Annotated in this window: 25 protein-coding genes; 9 read left to right on the forward strand and 16 right to left on the reverse strand. The window is 32.4% G+C overall.

What is annotated here, in order from left to right:
- Positions 1-493 precede the first annotated feature (493 nt).
- The 3 genes from WKH56_RS06205 to WKH56_RS06215 form a co-directional block, all read right to left on the reverse strand.
- On the reverse strand, positions 494-1,951 hold the full coding sequence (locus WKH56_RS06205; protein WP_342834905.1) for a flagellin N-terminal helical domain-containing protein: 1,458 nt from the start codon (positions 1,949-1,951) through the stop codon (positions 494-496).
- Positions 1,952-2,147: 196 nt separating this feature from the next.
- Positions 2,148-2,891, reverse strand: a complete 744-nt coding sequence (locus WKH56_RS06210; RefSeq protein WP_342834906.1) for a hypothetical protein — start codon at positions 2,889-2,891, stop codon at positions 2,148-2,150.
- An 11-nt stretch (positions 2,892-2,902) separates the two neighbouring features.
- Positions 2,903-3,529, reverse strand: coding sequence for a hypothetical protein (locus WKH56_RS06215; RefSeq protein ID WP_342834907.1), 627 nt, complete (start codon positions 3,527-3,529; stop codon positions 2,903-2,905).
- A gap of 193 nt (positions 3,530-3,722) precedes the next feature.
- Here WKH56_RS06215 and WKH56_RS06220 point away from each other — a divergent pair, with 193 nt between their 5' ends.
- A complete protein-coding gene (locus WKH56_RS06220) occupies positions 3,723-4,013 on the forward strand; it encodes a hypothetical protein (RefSeq protein ID WP_342834908.1) in 291 nt (96 codons plus the stop codon).
- Between the two features lie 81 nt (positions 4,014-4,094).
- Here WKH56_RS06220 and WKH56_RS06225 read toward each other — a convergent pair whose 3' ends face one another.
- Both WKH56_RS06225 and WKH56_RS06230 read right to left on the reverse strand, forming a co-directional pair.
- The gene (locus WKH56_RS06225; RefSeq protein ID WP_316910659.1) at positions 4,095-4,307 is read right to left on the reverse strand and encodes a hypothetical protein; all 213 of its coding nucleotides are present in this window, start codon (positions 4,305-4,307) and stop codon (positions 4,095-4,097) included.
- Positions 4,308-4,482: 175 nt separating this feature from the next.
- A complete protein-coding gene (locus WKH56_RS06230; protein WP_342834909.1) occupies positions 4,483-4,827 on the reverse strand; it encodes a hypothetical protein in 345 nt (114 codons plus the stop codon).
- A gap of 528 nt (positions 4,828-5,355) precedes the next feature.
- Here WKH56_RS06230 and WKH56_RS06235 point away from each other — a divergent pair.
- Positions 5,356-5,802, forward strand: coding sequence for a hypothetical protein (locus WKH56_RS06235; protein ID WP_342834910.1), 447 nt, complete (start codon positions 5,356-5,358; stop codon positions 5,800-5,802).
- 143 nt (positions 5,803-5,945) lie between these two features.
- On the opposite strand, the gene plsY is transcribed toward WKH56_RS06235, so the two are convergent.
- Entirely contained in the window at positions 5,946-6,536 is a 591-nt protein-coding gene (plsY, locus tag WKH56_RS06240) for a glycerol-3-phosphate 1-O-acyltransferase PlsY (protein ID WP_342834911.1), read from the reverse strand.
- A gap of 745 nt (positions 6,537-7,281) precedes the next feature.
- Here plsY and WKH56_RS06245 point away from each other — a divergent pair.
- Positions 7,282-7,473, forward strand: a complete 192-nt coding sequence (locus WKH56_RS06245; RefSeq protein WP_316910655.1) for a hypothetical protein — start codon at positions 7,282-7,284, stop codon at positions 7,471-7,473.
- A gap of 114 nt (positions 7,474-7,587) precedes the next feature.
- Here WKH56_RS06245 and WKH56_RS06250 read toward each other — a convergent pair whose 3' ends face one another.
- Positions 7,588-8,088: a hypothetical protein gene (locus WKH56_RS06250; protein WP_342834912.1), complete on the reverse strand. Its 501-nt coding sequence runs from the start codon at positions 8,086-8,088 to the stop codon at positions 7,588-7,590.
- A 211-nt stretch (positions 8,089-8,299) separates the two neighbouring features.
- Here WKH56_RS06250 and WKH56_RS06255 point away from each other — a divergent pair, with 211 nt between their 5' ends.
- Entirely contained in the window at positions 8,300-9,262 is a 963-nt protein-coding gene (locus WKH56_RS06255; protein WP_342834913.1) for an ROK family glucokinase, read from the forward strand.
- 86 nt (positions 9,263-9,348) lie between these two features.
- Here the strand turns inward: WKH56_RS06255 and WKH56_RS06260 are convergent, their stop codons facing one another.
- Together WKH56_RS06260 and WKH56_RS06265 are read right to left on the reverse strand one after the other, a co-directional pair.
- Complete coding sequence (locus WKH56_RS06260; protein WP_342834914.1) at positions 9,349-9,762, reverse strand: hypothetical protein; 414 nt, start codon at positions 9,760-9,762, stop codon at positions 9,349-9,351.
- Positions 9,763-9,924: 162 nt separating this feature from the next.
- Complete coding sequence (locus WKH56_RS06265) at positions 9,925-10,059, reverse strand: anti-repressor SinI family protein (RefSeq protein ID WP_342835591.1); 135 nt, start codon at positions 10,057-10,059, stop codon at positions 9,925-9,927.
- A 278-nt stretch (positions 10,060-10,337) separates the two neighbouring features.
- Here WKH56_RS06265 and WKH56_RS06270 point away from each other — a divergent pair, with 278 nt between their 5' ends.
- Complete coding sequence (locus WKH56_RS06270) at positions 10,338-10,505, forward strand: hypothetical protein (protein WP_316910651.1); 168 nt, start codon at positions 10,338-10,340, stop codon at positions 10,503-10,505.
- 135 nt (positions 10,506-10,640) lie between these two features.
- On the opposite strand, the gene WKH56_RS06275 is transcribed toward WKH56_RS06270, so the two are convergent.
- Complete coding sequence (locus tag WKH56_RS06275) at positions 10,641-11,249, reverse strand: rhomboid family intramembrane serine protease (protein ID WP_342834915.1); 609 nt, start codon at positions 11,247-11,249, stop codon at positions 10,641-10,643.
- A gap of 287 nt (positions 11,250-11,536) precedes the next feature.
- Entirely contained in the window at positions 11,537-12,286 is a 750-nt protein-coding gene (locus WKH56_RS06280; RefSeq protein ID WP_342834916.1) for a DUF4931 domain-containing protein, read from the reverse strand.
- Positions 12,287-12,630: 344 nt separating this feature from the next.
- Between WKH56_RS06280 and WKH56_RS06285 the strand changes: the two genes are divergently transcribed.
- Entirely contained in the window at positions 12,631-13,482 is an 852-nt protein-coding gene (locus WKH56_RS06285; RefSeq protein WP_342834917.1) for a hypothetical protein, read from the forward strand.
- A 150-nt stretch (positions 13,483-13,632) separates the two neighbouring features.
- On the opposite strand, the gene WKH56_RS06290 is transcribed toward WKH56_RS06285, so the two are convergent.
- From WKH56_RS06290 to WKH56_RS06300, 3 genes are all read right to left on the reverse strand, one after another.
- Positions 13,633-15,102 (reverse strand): DHA2 family efflux MFS transporter permease subunit, encoded by a 1,470-nt coding sequence (locus WKH56_RS06290; RefSeq protein ID WP_481861959.1) that lies wholly within the window; start codon positions 15,100-15,102, stop codon positions 13,633-13,635.
- 201 nt (positions 15,103-15,303) lie between these two features.
- Positions 15,304-15,969, reverse strand: coding sequence for an HlyD family secretion protein (locus tag WKH56_RS06295; RefSeq protein ID WP_342834919.1), 666 nt, complete (start codon positions 15,967-15,969; stop codon positions 15,304-15,306).
- Between the two features lie 24 nt (positions 15,970-15,993).
- Entirely contained in the window at positions 15,994-16,422 is a 429-nt protein-coding gene (locus WKH56_RS06300) for a MarR family winged helix-turn-helix transcriptional regulator (RefSeq protein ID WP_342834920.1), read from the reverse strand.
- A gap of 297 nt (positions 16,423-16,719) precedes the next feature.
- Here WKH56_RS06300 and WKH56_RS06305 point away from each other — a divergent pair, with 297 nt between their 5' ends.
- A complete protein-coding gene (locus WKH56_RS06305; protein ID WP_342834921.1) occupies positions 16,720-16,929 on the forward strand; it encodes a hypothetical protein in 210 nt (69 codons plus the stop codon).
- 35 nt (positions 16,930-16,964) lie between these two features.
- Positions 16,965-17,162, forward strand: a complete 198-nt coding sequence (locus WKH56_RS06310; RefSeq protein WP_342834922.1) for a hypothetical protein — start codon at positions 16,965-16,967, stop codon at positions 17,160-17,162.
- A gap of 66 nt (positions 17,163-17,228) precedes the next feature.
- On the opposite strand, the gene WKH56_RS06315 is transcribed toward WKH56_RS06310, so the two are convergent.
- Entirely contained in the window at positions 17,229-18,014 is a 786-nt protein-coding gene (locus tag WKH56_RS06315; RefSeq protein WP_342834923.1) for a nucleotidyltransferase domain-containing protein, read from the reverse strand.
- A 159-nt stretch (positions 18,015-18,173) separates the two neighbouring features.
- On the opposite strand from WKH56_RS06315, the gene WKH56_RS06320 reads away from it, so the two are divergent.
- Complete coding sequence (locus WKH56_RS06320) at positions 18,174-19,112, forward strand: hypothetical protein (protein WP_342834924.1); 939 nt, start codon at positions 18,174-18,176, stop codon at positions 19,110-19,112.
- 55 nt (positions 19,113-19,167) lie between these two features.
- Here the strand turns inward: WKH56_RS06320 and WKH56_RS06325 are convergent, their stop codons facing one another.
- Entirely contained in the window at positions 19,168-19,665 is a 498-nt protein-coding gene (locus tag WKH56_RS06325; protein WP_342834925.1) for a hypothetical protein, read from the reverse strand.
- Positions 19,666-19,951 lie beyond the last annotated feature (286 nt).

Here is a 19,951-nt window from a genome sequence, read left to right on the forward strand (position 1 = left end):
ATATAATCTTTATTAAATGTTTAGAGACTTTCTGCTTCTAAAGCTTTATAAAACTAAAGTAATAAAAATTCTCTATGTAATTGGAACTATTTAGATATATTTTACCACAATATGCTTAGTAGAGAAGGGAGTTTAAAATAAATTAAATTAAATTAAATTGAAAATAAACAGACTAATGAAGTAGTTATTAATTACAAACGCCAAATAGAGTTACATTGCATTTACATCCTCATATAAAGCTGAATGGTACTAACCTGTAATTACTTCAAAGAATTTGTTACTTAAAAAATTAAGTGCGCTTTTCTACCTTTAGGTTCTGCAACATAACCTTATAAGGTTAAGATATCTAAAAAATAGTCTCTCCAATTATTAAAATGCAAATTAATAGATAGAGAAATTCGAATACTGAAAAGTAATTCTTAAAAATACAAATAAAAAACCGATAATAAAAAAGAGCCCCTTGGCAGAGAGGCTATTATTATAAAGTAATTTGTTATTGTTGTAGTAGTTTCATCGTTGTTTCTTTATGGACATTATTCTTTTCCAATAAGGATAGCGAAGTTTGTAACTTTATTTGCTCTTTGGAGATACTACTTAACTCTTTGAAAGTATCTACATTCTGAACATCTTGGTAAGCTGACTTAGAAGAATTAATAGTTTTTTCAAGAGAATCTTGTCTAAATGTAAAAAATTCGGATAGACTTCCAATTCTATTTTGCTCTGTTGTTAGGTTATTTAGAGCTGTATCAATTTTCTCTATTGCGTTTGAATCATTAATAGAGAGTGAATACAAGCCTAATCCTTTAGACGAGAGATTAGTTAAGTTAAATTTAGATACATCTTCCTCGCTTGCTCCGCTACGAACTTTTAAATTGCCGTTCTGTAGTTGAACGTTATTAAGGAACGTACCGTTGTAGACATTGGCAGTGTCGTACATCGTATTTCCCCAAGCGTTAGATGCAATCCATTCAGCTGCAAGGCTGTCTTGAGTAGTATTGCCGCTATAATTAGCGGATATTTGTTCACTTGAGAGAGCTTCGCTGTAAACCCTGGCACTTTCTATGCTACCTTTTAAAGGGAACGCCCACAATGCATCTGGTGTATTCCCCATTCCTAAGCGAAGATGTCCATAATCAGCAGTGGAGTATTCGTAGAGAGTGCCTCCGTTAGGGAAGGATTTCCCGCTTCCAATTTCATCTCCGTTAACATATAGGTGAATCATTTTATTTTCGGTATCCAGGGTAGCAATTGCTTGATAAGTTTCTCCCTCTTTAATAAAACCGTCCTTAGTTTCAAGTTTAAAGGAGTCTGTTACGCCGGAAGGATAATCAAACCAGGTTTCAAATACTAAGCTTCCTTCGGTTGATACTTGAAAGCCGTGATGGAATCCTTGAAAACCCATAACAACTGATCTTCCTGAAGTAGGTAGTTTGTCCACAGTAAAAGTAGCGTCAAAAGTATGGCTAGATGTGTCTAAGTCACCTAAAATTTGACCAAACTCCACGTAACTATCTGCACCATTGAACTTTAAAGCAGAGTTATTAATAGGCCTTATGTTGTTATAAGAAGTTGATTTAGATATTTGGTCAATGCTGGTTAATAATTGAGAAAATTCTTGTTGCATTGCTTTTTGGTCTGAAGTAGAAAGTGAACCGTTTTGATTTTGAATAGTTAGGGTTCTTAAGCGTTGAAGCATATCTTTAATAACGGACGCTCCAGAATTCATAGTAGTTAAAAGATCTAATGCGTAATGTACATTTTCAAGTCCTTTTTGCGAAACGTTAGAAAGACTTTTTAATCTATTGCTTACTAAAAGGCTAGTTGAATTATCAGAAACTGAATTAAATTCTAAACCTGTCGATAACTTACTAATAGATTGATTAGTTAAGTTTTCTGAGAGCCTTGTTTGTTGTAGTAGCTTTAAACTTGTAACATCAGTTTTAATATACAAAAAAGCTTCACCTCTTTCGTGAGCGCATCATACAAAAAATATTTTGTATGTCAAAAAAAGATGAATGTTGTTTGTTAGCAGAAATAGAAATAAGAAAAGACCTGACTTTAAGAAGTCGGGTCTTTTTAAGGTTTATTAATAGAATTCACAAGTATCTATCTAAGTATGTAAATTAATTGTATTGAGAATCGTGGCGTCAATCATCATCTATAGCACCAAAGTTAATATCCCAACCATCGTTTGGAGTTCCTTCGAAACTTGTGGTTTCAAAATGATTGTGATGGTGAGGGTGATGATGATTTCCTTGATTATAATAGTGGTGTTTATCGACAAACACAGTGCGGAAATCGTCTCCATTATCAATGTTATTTCCTCTGTCCTGTTTAATACGATTACCTTTTCTGGTTTCAGCTCTTTTATAGTGTTCAATGGCACCAACTACAGTTAAACACAATATCATAACTAACATACAATTTGAATTTAATAAAAGAGAATCTTGCGAAGGATCAAACAAAGTCTTAATGCTGCCTTCGTGAAAATTTGCGATTAAATACCCCCAAAAGATGCTCATAACAATAGAAATACTGTATGTTCCTGCTTTAAAGATAAAAGAATATGCAACAAAACCTAGTAGAAATAACGCGTGATATTTGTTGTGTAATGGATGAAATTTGTATCCTGTACAAGTGAGGAATAGGAAATAACCTAATAAACTATAACTTAATACACTTGCGCCTAAATTACCTGTAACTTTATTCGTCAGTGTAAGACAAGATAAGAAAAATAATACGAGACCTAAAGTCATTCCATTTGAGAAAGAAATTCCGATATCTGTAGTTTTTTCTGAAAGTAAATTAATTAAGTCGTTTGCTGCAGTGTATAGAAGAAATAGTGAGCTTAATCCTATTAGTATCCAATCGTATCCTTTAATTAGTTTCATTTGAATTCTCCTTAGAAATTATATTTATTATTTTCATTTGTTTTAAAGTTGGTTTCTTTCGTCTTAAAATTATTTTTATTTTTACTATATGATTCTTTTCTCTTGTTCTGAGTATTAGCTGTTTTTTTAGCTTTTGTGTTTCTTTTTTTAAGTAATAAATACTGAATCGCTAAATAAATAGACGCAACGAGCATCATTGAACCAACTATTTTTAGTTTTTCAACTAGTATTGGGTTGTGTAAATCAAAAATAAAATTAATGTTTTTACTATTAAATAAAGTAATGAATACGTAAGTCCAAAAACCAGTTAGAGCACTTGTTATTACATCTGTTTTAAATCTTCCTGCTGAGGCAAACGCGGCACCGCCAAGCGAAGTAGCGGCTATTTTCCAACTCGGTAAACTAGTAAAGTCAAATAAAATATCTAATAATAAATAGATGATTGCTAAGTAACTAACGAATGTTAAAGCGCCGGAAATAAACGTGTTGCTCCTTCTAGAAAAAACAGAAGATAGTGAAATAATAAAAGGCAACATCCCTAAAAAGGTAAAAGGGTACTCGGTTGGAGAACTTGAATACCAAAATGCTCCAAACAATATACTTATTGATACGAAACACCAATCTAACAATTTAAACATTATAAAAACTCCTTTAATAGTGATTTCTTTTGTACTTGTGCATTCTGAGTATAATTTAATTTTTGCTTTTTTAAGGAAATAGAGAAAATATTAGAACGTATAAATAGAGGATATTAGCTAGTAAGTTGGGCGCTAAATATATAAGCACTGGTAGAAAATTTTAACGTATGTATAAGAATTGTAGGTGACATAAATGGAGCGGAAAGTGAGACGTTTAAATTATAATTTTTACGAAATGGACAAATATGCAAAAGAATCGGGTAAAAAACTAAAAGATTTAAGTGACGATGAAAGGGAACCTTTTGTTTTAGGACCCTTGCCATTCAATCACTGTTGTTTAAGAATGCTTAAATATGCTCCTTGTTATATTTGTGAGAAAGAGACGCCTTGGTTAGACCGCAAACACGGTATTTATCTTTGTAATAAGGAATGTATGAAGGTAGCAGATCTTAGGTATGAGGTGGGGGAGGACTTTAATACATAAACCGTTGACCTTAAGATAGTTTAAAAACAAAAATGCGGAGCTGTAATAAGCTCCGCATTTTTGTTTTTAGTTCGCAAATTTTTAACTACTTACTCTAAAATTAGAGTGTACAACATAATCATCATTGTTCAACATAAGAACATTTTGAGTGTTCAATAATAACGCTAATGCATTGCTATCTAAATAAGAGTCAACTTTATAAAAAGAAAGGGTAGACTTTTCTATCTTAAAGATGCCTTTTGTTACTTCTCTTACTACTATGTCCGACTTATTGAAAATAGGATTATTTCTCATAAGAACCTCCTCTGCGTAGGGTGTATGAATACTAAAACGGGGAATATAAACATCGCTTTAATATTGTTAGTGTAAGCAAACTAAATTTAAAGATACCTTCTGTTATTTCTAAAATGCTTATCTTGCTAAAAAGAAAAAGAGACAGTTCCTATTACAAGGAAGTCTCTTTTTGTATTCAAAACCATTTAGTAAAGTCCTCTTCAATAACTGGTTTTTCAATTGCTATCAATTTGAATTGCTCCAGATTAATGCATCTTGGTACACCGTGTAAATCAATTACATAGCAACTACTCGCCATTAGTTTTAAGGCTTTCTCTTTTTGGAATGTTGTTTGGTAGGCCGCATATATACTATTGGATTTAAATAACACAAAGTCGTTTTCTATTTTTATGTGAGAAAAGTTGTTGAACAGAATTGTGGGGCCAGTATTTTGTACGTAAAACTTATGTTGTACAATGCCTTGTTCAAGGTGCAGCATATATTGGGTTTTAGTTTTCTCTTCTATTAGAGAAGTATTCATAATATCTAGCTCCTTAGAAAAAATGAAAATAACAGCACAGCATAATTAAAAATTAGGTTGTTGTTAAAAAGATATGAGAAGCACTATTGAAATATGTCTAATCTACATTTGTTAAGTCATTTGTTGATAGATATATTTCTTAACTAATGAAAATGTAATAAGTAGAAGGGATAGTTAGCATTGCAGACGGTTAGTTTTAATAATGCGAATGCTCCCAGCTGCTATTTAGTAATGAGGGATTTTTAGGTTTAAATTGCTTATGACAAGTGTGTAGTAGGGGAGAGAGAGTTTTGATTAGTGAATTTTAATTATATTAATTTTTATAAAGAGAAAAAATAGATAAGTGAGAGGTTTTAAACCTTCTCCTATCTCCTATCTATTCTTAAGATGTAATTAAATATAGTTATTGTTATTACTTTTTTAGCAGTTGAAATTTCGTGTTCTTCTATCTGCTCATCAGCTTCTTCATTTTAAACACATATTTTTTCCAAATGAAGGCAGAATAAAGAAAAAACGCAAGGGAAAATAATGATAGGACTTATTCTAGCTATTACGGTATTTAATCTTCTTTTATTTATCTTTAAAGTAAAGCTTCCAAAGCAACACATTGCTCATATTTGGATGTTTACTGCAGCTTTTCAAGCGACGTTTGATTTCTATGTTGATATTAAATATCAAGGATATTGGTACTTTTCTAAGAGTGTTGATTGGGCTTCGCTACCAACGTATTTGGTATTGGTACAACCAGTTAATGTATTATTTTTAAATTTCTATCCCTTTCAAGCTTGCAAGAGAAAGAAAATAAAATATGTCCTTTGTTGGGAAGTTGCTTTACTATCGTATGAACTTATAACGCTGTTACCAGCTCCTTGGGGATATTTTCATTATGGGTGGTGGAATATATATTATTCTGCTCTTATTAACCCGCTGCTGCTGTATATCTTAGTGACTTACTATAAACACTTTATAAAATAGGGCACCGTTTATATGGACAGATAATAAAGGGTTTAGTGTTCAAGAAACAAAAAGTATACTTTGGCTAACATAAGAGGAGGCTAGCTAAAACCGTAAATAAAGAAGACCATTTCATATTATAAATGAAATGGTCTTCTCTGTGGTTATATCCAGGTTACTTTGGGCTCTGTACCCTTTGCAATACGTTTAAAATTCTTTGTATGTTTGACCGTAATAAATATAGCAATAATGGCTGCAAATATAATTAGTACTATATCTCCTACAAAAAATGATGTTAGAAATACAACTAAAGCGCCGATTGAAGAGGATAGGGACACATATTTAGAAAATTTCAATGTAATTAGAAAAGCTAAAATCCCTAAAATAAAAGATAAGGGGGAGAAAGCAAGGAATACACCAGCGGTAGTTGCTACTGACTTTCCACCTTTAAACTTTGCAAAGATCGGGTAACTGTGTCCTAGAATTGCAATGAATCCAGGGATAAGCATATGTAAGTCGCTGTCCAGAATAAGCGGTAGACAAGCAGCTAGCGAACCTTTTGCTATATCACCTATCATTACAAGGATACCGGCTTTCTTTCCTAAAGCGCGAAATGTATTTGTGGCGCCTAAGTTGCCGCTTCCGTGTTTACGAACATCGGTTTGATAGAATCCTTTTCCAATCACTAAGGCAAAAGGAACAGATCCAATTAAATAGGCTAATAAGATAATTATTATGTTTGTTAGTACATTCATTGTTGGCACCTCAGATTATATTTTTATTGTTATTGTTAATTGTTTTTCGATAGCTTAATAAAAATGATATTATTTTGTTTTAACGACTCCGATTAATATGTATTTGTTGAATAATTAGAGTAGTGCTTCCTACACAGTGCAATGAGTAATCTTCTTGTTTTCCTTTGCTCAACCTCCTCGAGATTTTTAATATCATACCAGATTAACAAAAAAATAATGGATAATATCAAAAAGGCAATTATTATTCAGTCATATAACATAGGTGAGGTGGTCTTTTAGAAAGAAGCTTCTGAACATATGGATTTAGTACTTTTAAATTCAATAAGATTTTTAGGGATTCACTCATATTTTTTATTATTTTAAGATATTTCTGAACTTTTTATTTTTAATATGTATTAAATTAGGTTGGTATGGTCATTATAATTATGTTTAATGTGTTCAAGTGAGGATAAAAGAAGTCGTAAAGAGAGAAAACAAAAAAACCTTGCTACAAAAATAGCAAAGTTTTTTGCGCATAAGCTGCTCTGATTTCTTTCCACAGAAAATCAAAAAACTTGTAATACAACTTTTTTAGTATAGCATAAATTGCTAAAAAACAAAAGAAGTATTGGGTATATTGCATCATATAATGCAACTTTTTTTACAGGAAATAAGGTAAAAGAATTAACAAATCAAATGAAATATAATAAAATTGAAAATGGTGTTCCGAAATATTAACTTCTTAAAGCTGAAAGGGGTCCTGCACTTGCTGTTGTGGACAAATATTAAAGAACGAGAAGTAGTTATGTACAAAAACTGCCAAGCAAAGATTTTAGAAAAGAGAGTGCCGAACAAAATAGTCATTCGAAATCTGGAATTCCCCGAAAAAGGCAATTGGATATCAGCCGAGCTTGATGTTGAAGCTGTCGAAAAATTTGAGAAGAGTAAAGAGCACTAATATAAAAACGTAATGAACTAACTTATTGTATATGAAAAGCCGACTTTAACATTTTAAGTCGGCTTTCTTGTTTATGTTCTCTATTTTTAGTTATGTAGAATTTACCGATAATTATTATCGGTGGTTATCGTGTTTTGTAACATTCGCGCTTGCTAGAGGAAAGCACATCGTGAATTCTCGATCTATTAAAGGATGCTTAAGAACTATTTCTAGATTGCCATTAATATATTTTGGAGACTCTACCCTATAACCAACCAGCCCATCGGGGTCTGTTAATAGTTTAAACTTTTGTTCAGCTGTATAAGTGTAAATTGCTTCGTATAGGTCTTCGCGCAAACTTCCACTGTAAAGCTGTGTAACCTCTTCAAAGTCACTTAAACTAATACCGGTTTCTTTTTCAAAGCCAAAACAAGAATAGGTGCTTTTGCCTTTTCTGTCGTAGTCTAAATGATATACTTTGCCATTGACTCTTATATTTATCATTAAGTTATCGTCGAAACCTTCATCAATAGTGTCTTCAAAAATAATACCTTTTAGTTCTTCTTTCATCTTAGAGTTACCCTTGTTTACTGCTGTTTCCCATTTACTTTGAATTAATTTCTTTGTTATTGTCATTTTGAACACTCCTTAAAACTTCATTATACGTATACAGTGTAGAGCGTATTAAAAAAATAAGTAAAAAAAGAAAAAATAATACTTGAAGGGAATTTAAGAATAAAAAAAGAAAGTTACTTTTAAAGACGAAAGTACATAGTGGAGAAATGTAAACGTTGTTATATGTTTCTTGAAAATGTAAATAAACTTGAATAAAAAGGTGGTTATGATTATGAAAGATAAAAGCATTGGAATTGATATAGGTGGAACTACTGTTAAAGTAGCGTTGTTTGAGGTTAAAGGAGAATGCCTTGCTAAATGGTCTATTCCTACTGATAAAACAAATAGCGGATTAAATATTGTTCCTGATATCAATGAAACCGTTCACAATAAAATTGATGAACTTAATTTGGATAAAAAAGATTTTGTAGGAGTAGGCGTTGGCGTGCCTGGGTTTATAGATTATGAGACAGGTGCAATTGCTCACGCTCCTAATATTCCTTGGAATAAGAATTACCCGTTGAAACACGAATTAGAAAAAGCATTAGATTTACCTGTTGAGTTAGAAAATGATGCTAACTTGGCTGCTATGGGTGAAATGTGGTTAGGTTCTGGAAAAGGTAAACAGGATGTAGTTATGGTTACGTTAGGCACTGGAGTAGGTGGGGGAATTATAGTCAATGAGAACATAGTACGCGGTTCTAACGGAATGGGTGGAGAAATAGGGCACATCTTTTCAAAAGATAACGGGATTACCTGTGGATGTGGAAAAGAAGGGTGCTTAGAAACTATTGCAAGTGCTACGGGTATTGTAAGACTCGGAGAAGAAAAAATTAAAGAATACCTAGATGCAACAATCTTATATGACATTAAACAGCAAAAAGGCAAGCTAGATGCTAGAGATGTATTTGATGCAGCAAGTAACGGAGACTCCTATGCTCTTGAAGCGGTAGAAGAGTCAATGAAGTATTTAGGTATTGCTTTAAGCCATATTATTCACGCGAACAATCCGGAAGTGGTTGTAATAGGTGGAGGCGTTTCTAAAGCTGGAGCATTCTTATTAGAACAGGTGCAAAAGCAGGTTAAAAAGTACACACTTCCTAGAGCATACCAGGCTATCACATTTGAACTTGCTACCTTAGGTAATGAAGCTGGTGTAATAGGTGGCGCTCATCTAACAGATAAATTTAAGTAATGGTGTCGTGGTTATTGTTTGGAAACTGTAATAAAAAATAAAAGACTGATAACACTACTGTGTGTATCAGTCTTTTTGGATATGTATTAAAGTTTTTTATATGCCTTTTGAATTGAAGCCTTCTTTTCTTTGACAAAGATTTTTAATATGGATATGGATTGTAAAACCATAATTACACATAAAATAAATGTGATCCAACCCCAAGGATAGGAGTAAGTTGCAATCATAATTACACCATCCGGATAGTGCATAAAGAATAGAAAGTACAATATCGGAATGGCGGCAAAAGGATAATTTAAATGAGGATCTTTTCCTTTATGAATTAGGAGAATTGATCTAATTGCAAAAAATGGTGATAGATACAAAATAAATAAGAAAGGTTTACCTTCGAACCAAGGCACACTAAACCCACTAACATCTCCTCCAAAATCGCTATACCAGGGGCCGAAAAAGGCAATTAATAATACTGCGAGAACATAAAACTTTGGTTGTCTAAACATAAAAATGCTCCTTTAATGTTATTTGAAAAATTATACTATGTATATTAGTAATTAGTATTATTTTTTAATAATTTTTATTTATGATTTAAAGCAGAGTTAGCTCGGCCTTTAAACACAACAAAAACCTTAATTTATACAAAATTAAGGTTTTTTATATAAAAACTACACGCGAGAATGAATAAATCTTTTTATTTCTTCTTTAGTAACACCTATTCTTTTAGCTTCTAACATTAGCTCAATCCATTCAGGGTCAAGCTTCTGACTTGATACACAAATATCAGCAACCTCCCAACAAATTTAGTATTAAACTGTAAATATATCTCAATATTATAGGTTGAAAAGCTTACAATTAGTGTCGTTATATGTCGAAATTTAAAAATATTTTCTTGTTGATTTTTTTTACTTACTATGTAAATGAAATCAATAATATTTGTGCTTTCCTCTCATTAGCTAAAGGGATCTCTCCTAATGTTTTTTTTAATTATGGCCGCTATTAAAATACAATAGAGTAAATGTATACTACTAAATTAAGAATTAAACCCGTAACAGCAGTAATGTGGAAAGAGGGATATTAGGTGGATAAGGAAGTACCGACAGAAGTAAGAGAAGTAGTGGCGTATCATAGTTCTGGATATTCGCCTCGTTTTTTAAGATGTCCAAGTTGCGATACATCTATTGAAAAGTCTTGGGATAAGCCTGAGAAGTGCTCTAAGTGCAGTCAAAAGCTGCTATGGAAGGAATAGTAACCATTATGGATTTGCTAAGTCCTATGTTTAAAAGTATTAAAATTTTTAAGTGGATACAAAAAAAGAGCGGAATTGAATTATCCGCTCTTTTTATTCGATATAGCCAATGAATTGATGGAACTTACTATTTACTTAATGCATTGTGTTCTCTACGCTTGAAGTATTGTCGCTAAACAGCTGAGGCATTAAGACAACTAATAAAATACCGAGTAATATTCCTGATATTAAGCCTCCTAAATGACCTAACCATCCAACGTTCTCAAACAGAAAGCCGGACAGTAAAGAAGTAGCCACTAATCCATAAATGCCTTGTTTTGTTTCTTTTGAGAAAAAATTAGGTTTTCCTATGCATACAAAAATGTAAATTCCCATTAATCCAAAGAGAGCTCCGCTTGCTCCAACACCCAAAAAGAAGGGATTCATTAAATAGTTAAGAGTTCCTGTGCCAATACCTAATAGTAAATAACATAACAAAAATTTTATTTTTCCTAACAGTTTCTCAAGAAATGGTGTAAATACGTAAGTAGCAAATACGTTAAAAAGTAAGTGAGCAATACCTATATGTAGAAAGTTGCCGGTTATTAGTCTGTACCATTCACCTTTACCTATCATTTGCCCATCAAATATGTAATTGTTAAATATATCGGCAGCTATACCTTTATCTGTCGTAGAAATAACCACTACACCAAAATAAGCAAATAGATCCGCTAATATTAGCAGTGTAGTAATAGGATATGACAATATAAATTCTTTAAAGTTCTCTTTTCTAAGAAAAATATCCATAATCTTTGTTTTCTCTCTCCTTTTGGCACTCTTCAATTGTTCTTATATAATTTTTAATATGCAATAACAATCTATTATTTCATCTTATTTTGGGAATGTTACCCAACACATAGTTCCTATTTTAACAGATTTAGCAACCTTCGCAATATAAGTGAAATCTCTGTATTTCTCTTATATTGATCCTCATAAATAACAAATAAGAATTAAAAAAGAAAGACACCGGAATGGTCCTTCTCTTTTTGGGGTTAAAAATTTCTTAATTGTTCGGCTAATTCTTCTAAGTTATTCGGAGTTTGGTGTATCCCAAAGCCAAGGAGAAGAATAGAAGTGGGTCCTCGTGAAATGATTTTAACTTTTATACAATCATCCTCAATTTGAAAGGCGAGGTTGTAACATTGGTGTTTTGTGTTAAGAACTTGAAGAACAAATTGAACACTCTTTTGTAGATAAGCGCAAAATTTATTGAGATGATCTTTATTCTTTAGTGTTAAGTTTATTTCGAAGAATTCGCTTTTAGGCTTGTTTGAGAAGTTCCACTCTATTAATTCATTAGAAATAATAGGAATACCATTAAAGTCGTTATTATTTACTTCATAGCTGTCGTTTTGAAAACCTATGATTTGCATATGCGGGTGTTGAATACTGCCTCCTGAGAAGATACCGTGGTTTTTAAAGAAAGCAATGGATTTATAGGAACCTGTTTTTTCAAGGTCTGCATAATAACTTAAGCAAAATTTTAAGAGCCTTTCTAAGTACTCTGCAGAATAAGTCCCAATATGTTCGTTGCAAGAGTTATGTTCAACAATAACAGCAGGATAACTACCTTCTAATACAGGATATTTGTTTTTAACTATTAAAAACTCACTAGTCTCTCGTAGCATATGGCCTTCTTTATTTAATTCCTCTCTATTGCAAAAGGGGCACTTATAGTTTTTATTGATAAGGGTATTAGGTTTGTTGTTGCCAATGTTTGTTTTGTAAGTGATATGGGTCAATTTAAAACCTCCTCATATGAACAGTAGAAATATTCGTTCTCATTTTAACGATTAATTAAGTAAGTAGGGAATTTAGACAGAAAATGTAGAAGAGGCTTTACATAGCAAATAAGTACCGTAATTATATTCGTTTTCCACTAAACAATCAGTAATGAAGAGCGTATATTTTCTTTGCTTTTTAATAGATGTAAGTGTATTGGTTTTTTCTTTTGTTAAATTTACGTAGCAAAAAAGTTCTACTAAAAGGATAACTTTTCTTTTTGTGAAAAAATCTTTCGGAGTATGAAATATATGCTATTATTGTTGAGGTGATAAAATCTGAACGATAGAAAAGGAGAAAGAAATTGAAAAATTTAAGAAAAATCGGCCTAGGTCTTGTGGCGTTATTATTGTCCATCAGCTTAGTGGCTTGTGGGTCAACAAAAGAAGAACAAAAACAAGAAGCGGCTAAACAACAAGAGCAACAATTAGCAGAAAAAGCAAAGAAAGAGTACGCGCAAAAAATATCTAAATTAGAGAGTAGATACAAAGACTACACAAAAGAAAAAGGGTATATGGGACCGGAAGATTTTGGTGCCTTTCGAGAGGATTTTAATATATTAGCTAAGTCAATTAAGAGTACAAATATTCTGGAACATAATGATGACGAAATAGATGATCACTTAAAGGAATTAAAAGGCGAAGTAACTAAATTAAAGGATGACCAAATAATTAAAGCTAAAGAACGCTATGGCTCAGCTAAAGATGTTTACGAAGCTGTAATGGGTAGCAAAGTGCATTATTTATTACGTAACGTAGATACGAATTATTATGGGAATGAATTAAGAGCATTTTCTAACAAGCGTAATGCAGATGAAGGTAGTGTAAATCTAGAAAAGATTGATATAGATGCAAAAGAGGCAATTAAAAGTATTCAAGATTATCCTATGGATGATGTAAAAGAACTAAAAAATAAGTTAGAAGAGTATAAATCAAGTTTTAGTGATGAACAATACAACGAACTATACTTGGCTTTTCTTAGTTTCTCATCATCTTTAGAAAAACAAGTCAGTGCTCTACAAAAATTGCAAATTTATTATATTAATGATGGTACAGATGTAGGTGATAATATAGAAGATGCACAAACATTCTATTCAGAGGCTAAAGACAAAATCTCTAATTTTGAAACAGAACTAGAGGTAGAAATAGCGAATTAATTTCTATTATAAATTTGTATAATAAAGAAAAAACTGCTTCCTCCTAAACAGGGAAGCGGTTTTTATTTTTCAAAATAGTTTTTAATGTATTTTAGAAAAAAAGTTCATTAAAGTAAAAAGCCGTTTCCTATACAAAGAAACGGCTTTTTATTATTCCTCTCTATTAATCTTTGGTGTACGCAAAAAGAAAGAGAGTAAAAGTGCAACCAGACCTAATAATGTAGCAAATAAGAATGCATCGTTAATGCCATCTATAGTCGAAGTTTTTATTGCTTTAGCATATAGCGACATAATACCGCTATTACTTAACTGACTAAGTTGACTACTAAAGAAATCATTGTTGGTTGTTAGTGTATTAGTGTAGTTCGAAAGATGTTCAGTAGTTTGCTGTGTCATAATTGTAACGAGTATAGCGGTACCAATCGAACCTGCAACTTGACGAATTGTATTGCTTAAAGCTGTACCGTGAGAAATTAAATGTTGAGGTAATTGGTTCATACCTGCAGTCATAATCGGCATCATAATTAATGACATACCGAACGAACGTAAGATGTAAATGCCTAAGATGTGGCTATATGGAGTTTCACCAGTAAGTTTAGTGAATTCATATGTAGCATAAGAAGTAATTACAAGACCAACTATTGCTAATACGCGAATGCCGTATTTATCAAATAACTTACCAGCGATAGGTCCCATTAAGCCCATTATTAACGCACCTGGTAATAACAGTAGGCCTGACTGAAGTGGTGTAAAGCCTCGAATGTTTTGTAAGTAGATTGGTAACAGTAACATAGCACCGAACAAAGCCATTGTTACAATTGAGTTAATAATAATAGTAAGGGTATAGATGTCGTATTTAAGTACTCTTAGTTCTAATAGGGGCTTTTCAACCGTAAGTTGTCTCCATACAAACAAGAATAAGAAAATAACACCTAACGACAGACCAATAACAACTTCTGGACTTGACCAGTGTTTGCTTCCCGCTTCACTGAAACCATATAATAACCCACCGAAACCGACACTTGAAAATAGAATGCCAAAGAAGTCAAAAGCGGGGTTTGATAATTCTTTTTTAGGGTGGAACCAAGCCGCAGCAAATAATAGGTTAATAATTCCTAAGAAGAACATACCGTAAAACATTACATTCCAGTGATAGCTCTCTACAATCCATCCTGAAAGTGTAGGACCAATAGCTGGAGCTAGAATCATTGCAATTCCCATTGTACCTATTGCAGTTCCACGTTTCTCGGGAGGGAAAGCGGTCATAAATACGTTCATACCTAAAGGCATAAGTATACCTGCTCCTATTGCTTGGACTACGCGGCCAAACATCATAACAGGGAATGAAGTAGCTAATGCACAGATTAATGATCCGATAGTAAAGGAAATCATAGCAGTAATAAACAACTTCCTAAATCCATACCGTTCTATTAAGAATGCACTAATAGGAATTAGCATACCGTTTACAAGCATAAACCCTGTAATTAACCACTGAGCGGTTGTAGTGCTTGTATTTAAATCGCCCATTATAAGGGGGAGCAATACATTAATAACTGTTTGGTTTAGAATTGCTATAAACATACCAAACAATAAAACGAATAGTATTTTACCGATCTTCATAGGCTTTTGATTCGGGTCGGCACTAGGTTCTGAATTTACAGCCTTTACAGCTACATTTTTTTCAGTAGTAGTGGCTTTGCCATTATCAGAAGCAACTGAAGCTTTTTTCTTTTTAAGAACATATGAATTAATTAGTGTTATGACAATAACACAGAGGACAAAGTATCCTAGAAGGTAGAATTGGGACAAGTCAACCCCTCCTTACTTGTGAATTTTAACAGTGACGTTCATACCAGGTAGAATATTTTTGCCGGCCGCATCAGTAATAGAGATTTTAACAGGAACCACTTGTTTTACTTTTGTGTAGTTTCCATCTGAATTTCCAGAAGGTAACACAGAGAATTCACTAGCAGTTGCTAAGCCAATTTCTTCAACTTTACCTTTTAATGTGTCGTTTTTAAGTGCATCGACATATAAATCAACTTTTTGTCCTATTTCAACGTCTTGTACATCCGACTCATCGATATTAGCAGTTACATAAAGCTCATCGAAATTATAGCCGTAAGCTAATGGTGTGCCTTGTGCTACTAATGAGTTAGAAAGAGCCTTGTTTGAAACAATAGTTAAATCAGTTGGAGCTGTAATATTAGTAGAAGAGCTTTCTTGAGGATCTTCTAATGAAGGGGAAGCTACGTGGCCGATACTACCGTCTTGTTTAATGACTTTTCCTAATGTTCCATTCCAATCAGTAAGTTTACCGGATACTGGAGCAGGAATGATAACTTGTTTGCCGTCAATTTTAGCGTTCTCTGTTTTAATATAGTTAGTTGATTGGTCATAGAAGTGGTAACCCCCAAAACCTGCAGCAGCTAGAACCGCTACTGTAGCTACGTTTACTGCAATAATTTTTTTAACATTAGTTGTCAAGATGAATACCTCCTAAATATAAAATTACATCTTGTTTGAAGCTAATTTTTGATAGATTTTAATTAACATATCCGTTTCTTCAACAGAAAGGTTGCTATGTAGGCTCCGTATCATTTTATTTCGTTGAGAAACAATCTTTGTCAAAAAAGACTTTCCTAAGCTTGTTATTACTAAACGAACAATACGTCTGTCTTCATCACAGCGTTCTCTTACAATAAAACCTGTGTTAATTAATTTTTCAGTAAGACTAGTAATTGCGCTTGGTGTAATATCCATCTTATCTGCAAGCTCAGTAACTTTATTTGGACCACTGTCGTTAAGTATTTCTAAAATAACGCATTGAGAAATAGAAATATTGTTTTCCTTACCGATAAGCTGGTACTTGTTATGTGCGTTTTTTAAAAACTTTTCAAAGTTTCGTGCAAGTCTTGATTCTCTAGAAATATCGCCCACCTCCTGTCGAAAAAGTTTTAAATCCTAAATAGTTAAGACCCTTAAATATTAATCTTTAAAAAAAGTGTTCCTTTGTATTTTTTAAATTTTTAGGATGAAACGTAAAAAATTATAATTAAATCCAGTAAAAATCAACTTAAAAAATATTAATTTAATTTTCTGAAACTTTTATTCGTGTTAAAACGTATAGTAAGTATAGGGAATTTCAATTTAATCTCCTTTTTACAAAAAAGTGTTTGAGATACAGACGGATTGTTTGTAAGTTCTATTTTGTTTAAGTGATATGGAGGGATGAGTATGGAATTAGCACTTCTGATTGTTGGAGGGATATTAACTGGTGGCGCATATATGTGGTATTATGCTACGTTAGGGAAAAAGATCACTGAAGAAGAAAAAGCGGCCGGAAGGGATTTAACATATGAAATTAATCCTTTTACTGGATCAGCTAAAGATGTAAAAGAAGAAAGCATTACAAATTACAAAATAAATAGCCGAGACTTGTATTAAAGCTTTATAAACTTATAACAAGAGGAGTGGAGAAAATGACAATGTGGATTTGGGCAGGTGGTTGTATATTATTTTTGTTGGCAATGGGGTATCTTGCAGATCGTTTAGCGTTAAGAAGAAATATTGAATTTAGTCCGGAGGATGGAATTAAAAATGCTACAGATGCAGAACAAATATATGTGGAGAACTATTTAAATGAAACAAAAAATACGAATAACAATATACCGCTTTAATAGATATAAATAAAAGGCTTTTCCGCTGCTGCTTGCAATAGGGATAAGCCTTTTTGTTTTACGATATTACTTCCAAACTTCGTCTAAAGTGTCTCTAAACAGTTGATCTAATTTATCTGTAGGATCATCTAATTCTACAGATAAAGTTCTAACGTACTTGTCTAAACGATCAATCTCTAGGTTTAAAAATTGATTGATAACATTAATACGTGGTTCCAAATCTAACTCATCACCACTAATTTTACGTTTTAATAGCTTGCTAATTTCTTCCTTCAATTCGCCTTCTGGTAACAGTTTCTCTAAGAGAATGGGAAATTCTAATGGCGGAAATTCATTGTATTGTTCAATCCACTTAGCAGCTAGCACAGGTCTTAATACGTAGAAATATTTTTTTATTTTTACTTCGTCACCTTGTAAATATTCTCTAAAATTGTTTCTGGCCATATTCAAATAGTGATATATACAAGAAGTGGGAGTAAAGATATTAGAATGTAGTTCTTTCATTTTATCAAATGTTGAATGCGCCTTGTAATATACAATGTTTGATTGCATCCATTCTAATAAAGGTGGATTTGACTTTCTAAAAAGCTTTAATGTCTTAGTTAAGTCCCAACCACTAATATCTAGTAAATCATTAATTGGAAGCTCTATTACATCTCGATTTTTACCGACTCCCATTGGATCAATACCTAAGTATTTATTTTCCTTATGTACATAAATAAATCTGACATCATAATCACTATCTTTTGATGGGAAGTCCCACGCTCTACTTCCAGACTCACAAGCATATAAGACCTTAACGCTATAATCTTCTTCAATTTTCTTTAAAGCTGCAACAATTGTTTCTCTCATAACTTTACCTCATTTTCTTTTAATACTTTTTGTATACAAAAGCTATTATTATTTCTCCTATTATATTTCAGAATGGATGAAAAATGGTAAACAAATAAAAAAAGCTTCCTTTAAACCCTAGTTTTGGTACAATAATTCTAAAGAAAGAGGGGGATTACTATGGGGTTTAGAGACAAAATGAAATCATTCTTTGATACAACAGAGACGAAAAATTTCCCGTATGTGAACAAAAAAGAAGCGGGGGCTAAAGTACTTGTTGGAAAAGTAGAAGAAAAAGTATTAATGCCTCAACAAACTGTTCGCAAGGAAAAAAGAGACGAACTAGAGGTACCCCTAACTGCTAATGAACTTAAATGGGTAGAGAGCTTTAAAAAGAAAGAGTGCCCAAAATGTCAGTACATATTTGAACAGATTAAAGGGGATAAGAGGTGTCCGGAGTGTAAAAGCAAGATCCTTGTTAGAGTTCATTATCAAACAAGAGAAGAGTGCCTTTTGAAAGAAGAAGAGGTTCAAGATTTTAATCGTTTGAAAGAAAGCTACAGCAACATTAAATGGTGTTTAAGGGTGTGTGTAAGAAACGGTATGCTTTCTAAAGACTTTTTAAATGAATGGAAAACGGGCTCTACAGAGGAAACTGCTTTTAAAGTAATGTGGAAATACGTAAGTGCTTTAAGACCTACATATATTGAGGAAGGAAAGTTAGGATCCTATCGAAATACTGTGTTAACACAAGCGGAAGCTTATACTCGTAGAAATATGGAAGAGAAAGCTTATAAAGCTTATTTAAGTGTAGGTTTTTGGGACACTAATGGTCCAACAAATACGCAAACAACAACTGGAGAGAATAAGTTTGAATGTCAAGATGCTCCCCAACTTCGTCAGACGTTAAAAACAATTAAGGATTATCAAGAAAAAAATGACCTTTCGTTTGAGCAACTAGAAGCAGATTTCATTTCAGTTGTAGAAAAGGAATTGTACAAAGATAAATTACCTTTATCAGCAGAACAATGTTGTTTGTTTTTCTTTAGAAGATACAGAGAATATTTGAGTGAGCTGAAAGAAAATGAGAAAAAAGCAATTAGAAATCAGCTTGTATAAGATAACCCTGTGAAAAATCTACCTATGATGGGTAGATTTTTTGTATGTATTATTTCTATACAGGAATTGAACGCTTTTGCTGGTTGTAACGATGACCAGATATAAATTCCTTAATGCAGTTATCAATATCTGTGAGCGTAAATTTCTTTTGTTGATATTTATCATATTCATATTTAATGTTCTGATAACAGTGCTTAAATACGTCTGAAATATCTATTTTCATCTTAGTTAAATTCTTTCTAGTAACGATAGGTAATCGAGCTTCCATAAACCATCGTACCTTTTCAGAACTTGAATCAAAATTAATGCCGGAAAAATTTAAGTATCTATTAAAATATTCAGTTGTACGATTTACTAAGTCATCATCATTAACTAAAAAATTGTCATTTTCTCTTACTATTAATTTTCCTATACGCATATTAGATGTCATAAACAAAAACCTATCAGAGTAATTCTCCATAGGAGTAAGGCTTACAGCTACAGCAATTCCGTTGCTCATAGTGAATGTTGCAAATTTTTCTGTTCTTTCTACTTTTATATGTGTTAATTCCATTATTCTGCCTCCTGAAAGACTCCATATTTTCGCAAATTATAGCAAGGAAATTATTTTTATTGGAAAATAAGTTAATTTTAAAATAAGAAAAACACAAAAAACCAAGTCGTTATTTTATGACTTGGTTTCTAATTAAAGGTGTAGCCTAGTCTAGAGCTCTGCTTTTGAAAGGTCAGAGTCAACCTATCTTGTGTAGTCATTTTCTAGGCAGCCGCTTCCTACTGTTCGCCATCATACACCTTAATGTCTAATTATCTTTTAAAAAACGTTTTCCTTTAAAGCTTAG

It is taken from the genome of Priestia sp. SB1 (genome assembly GCF_038898415.1).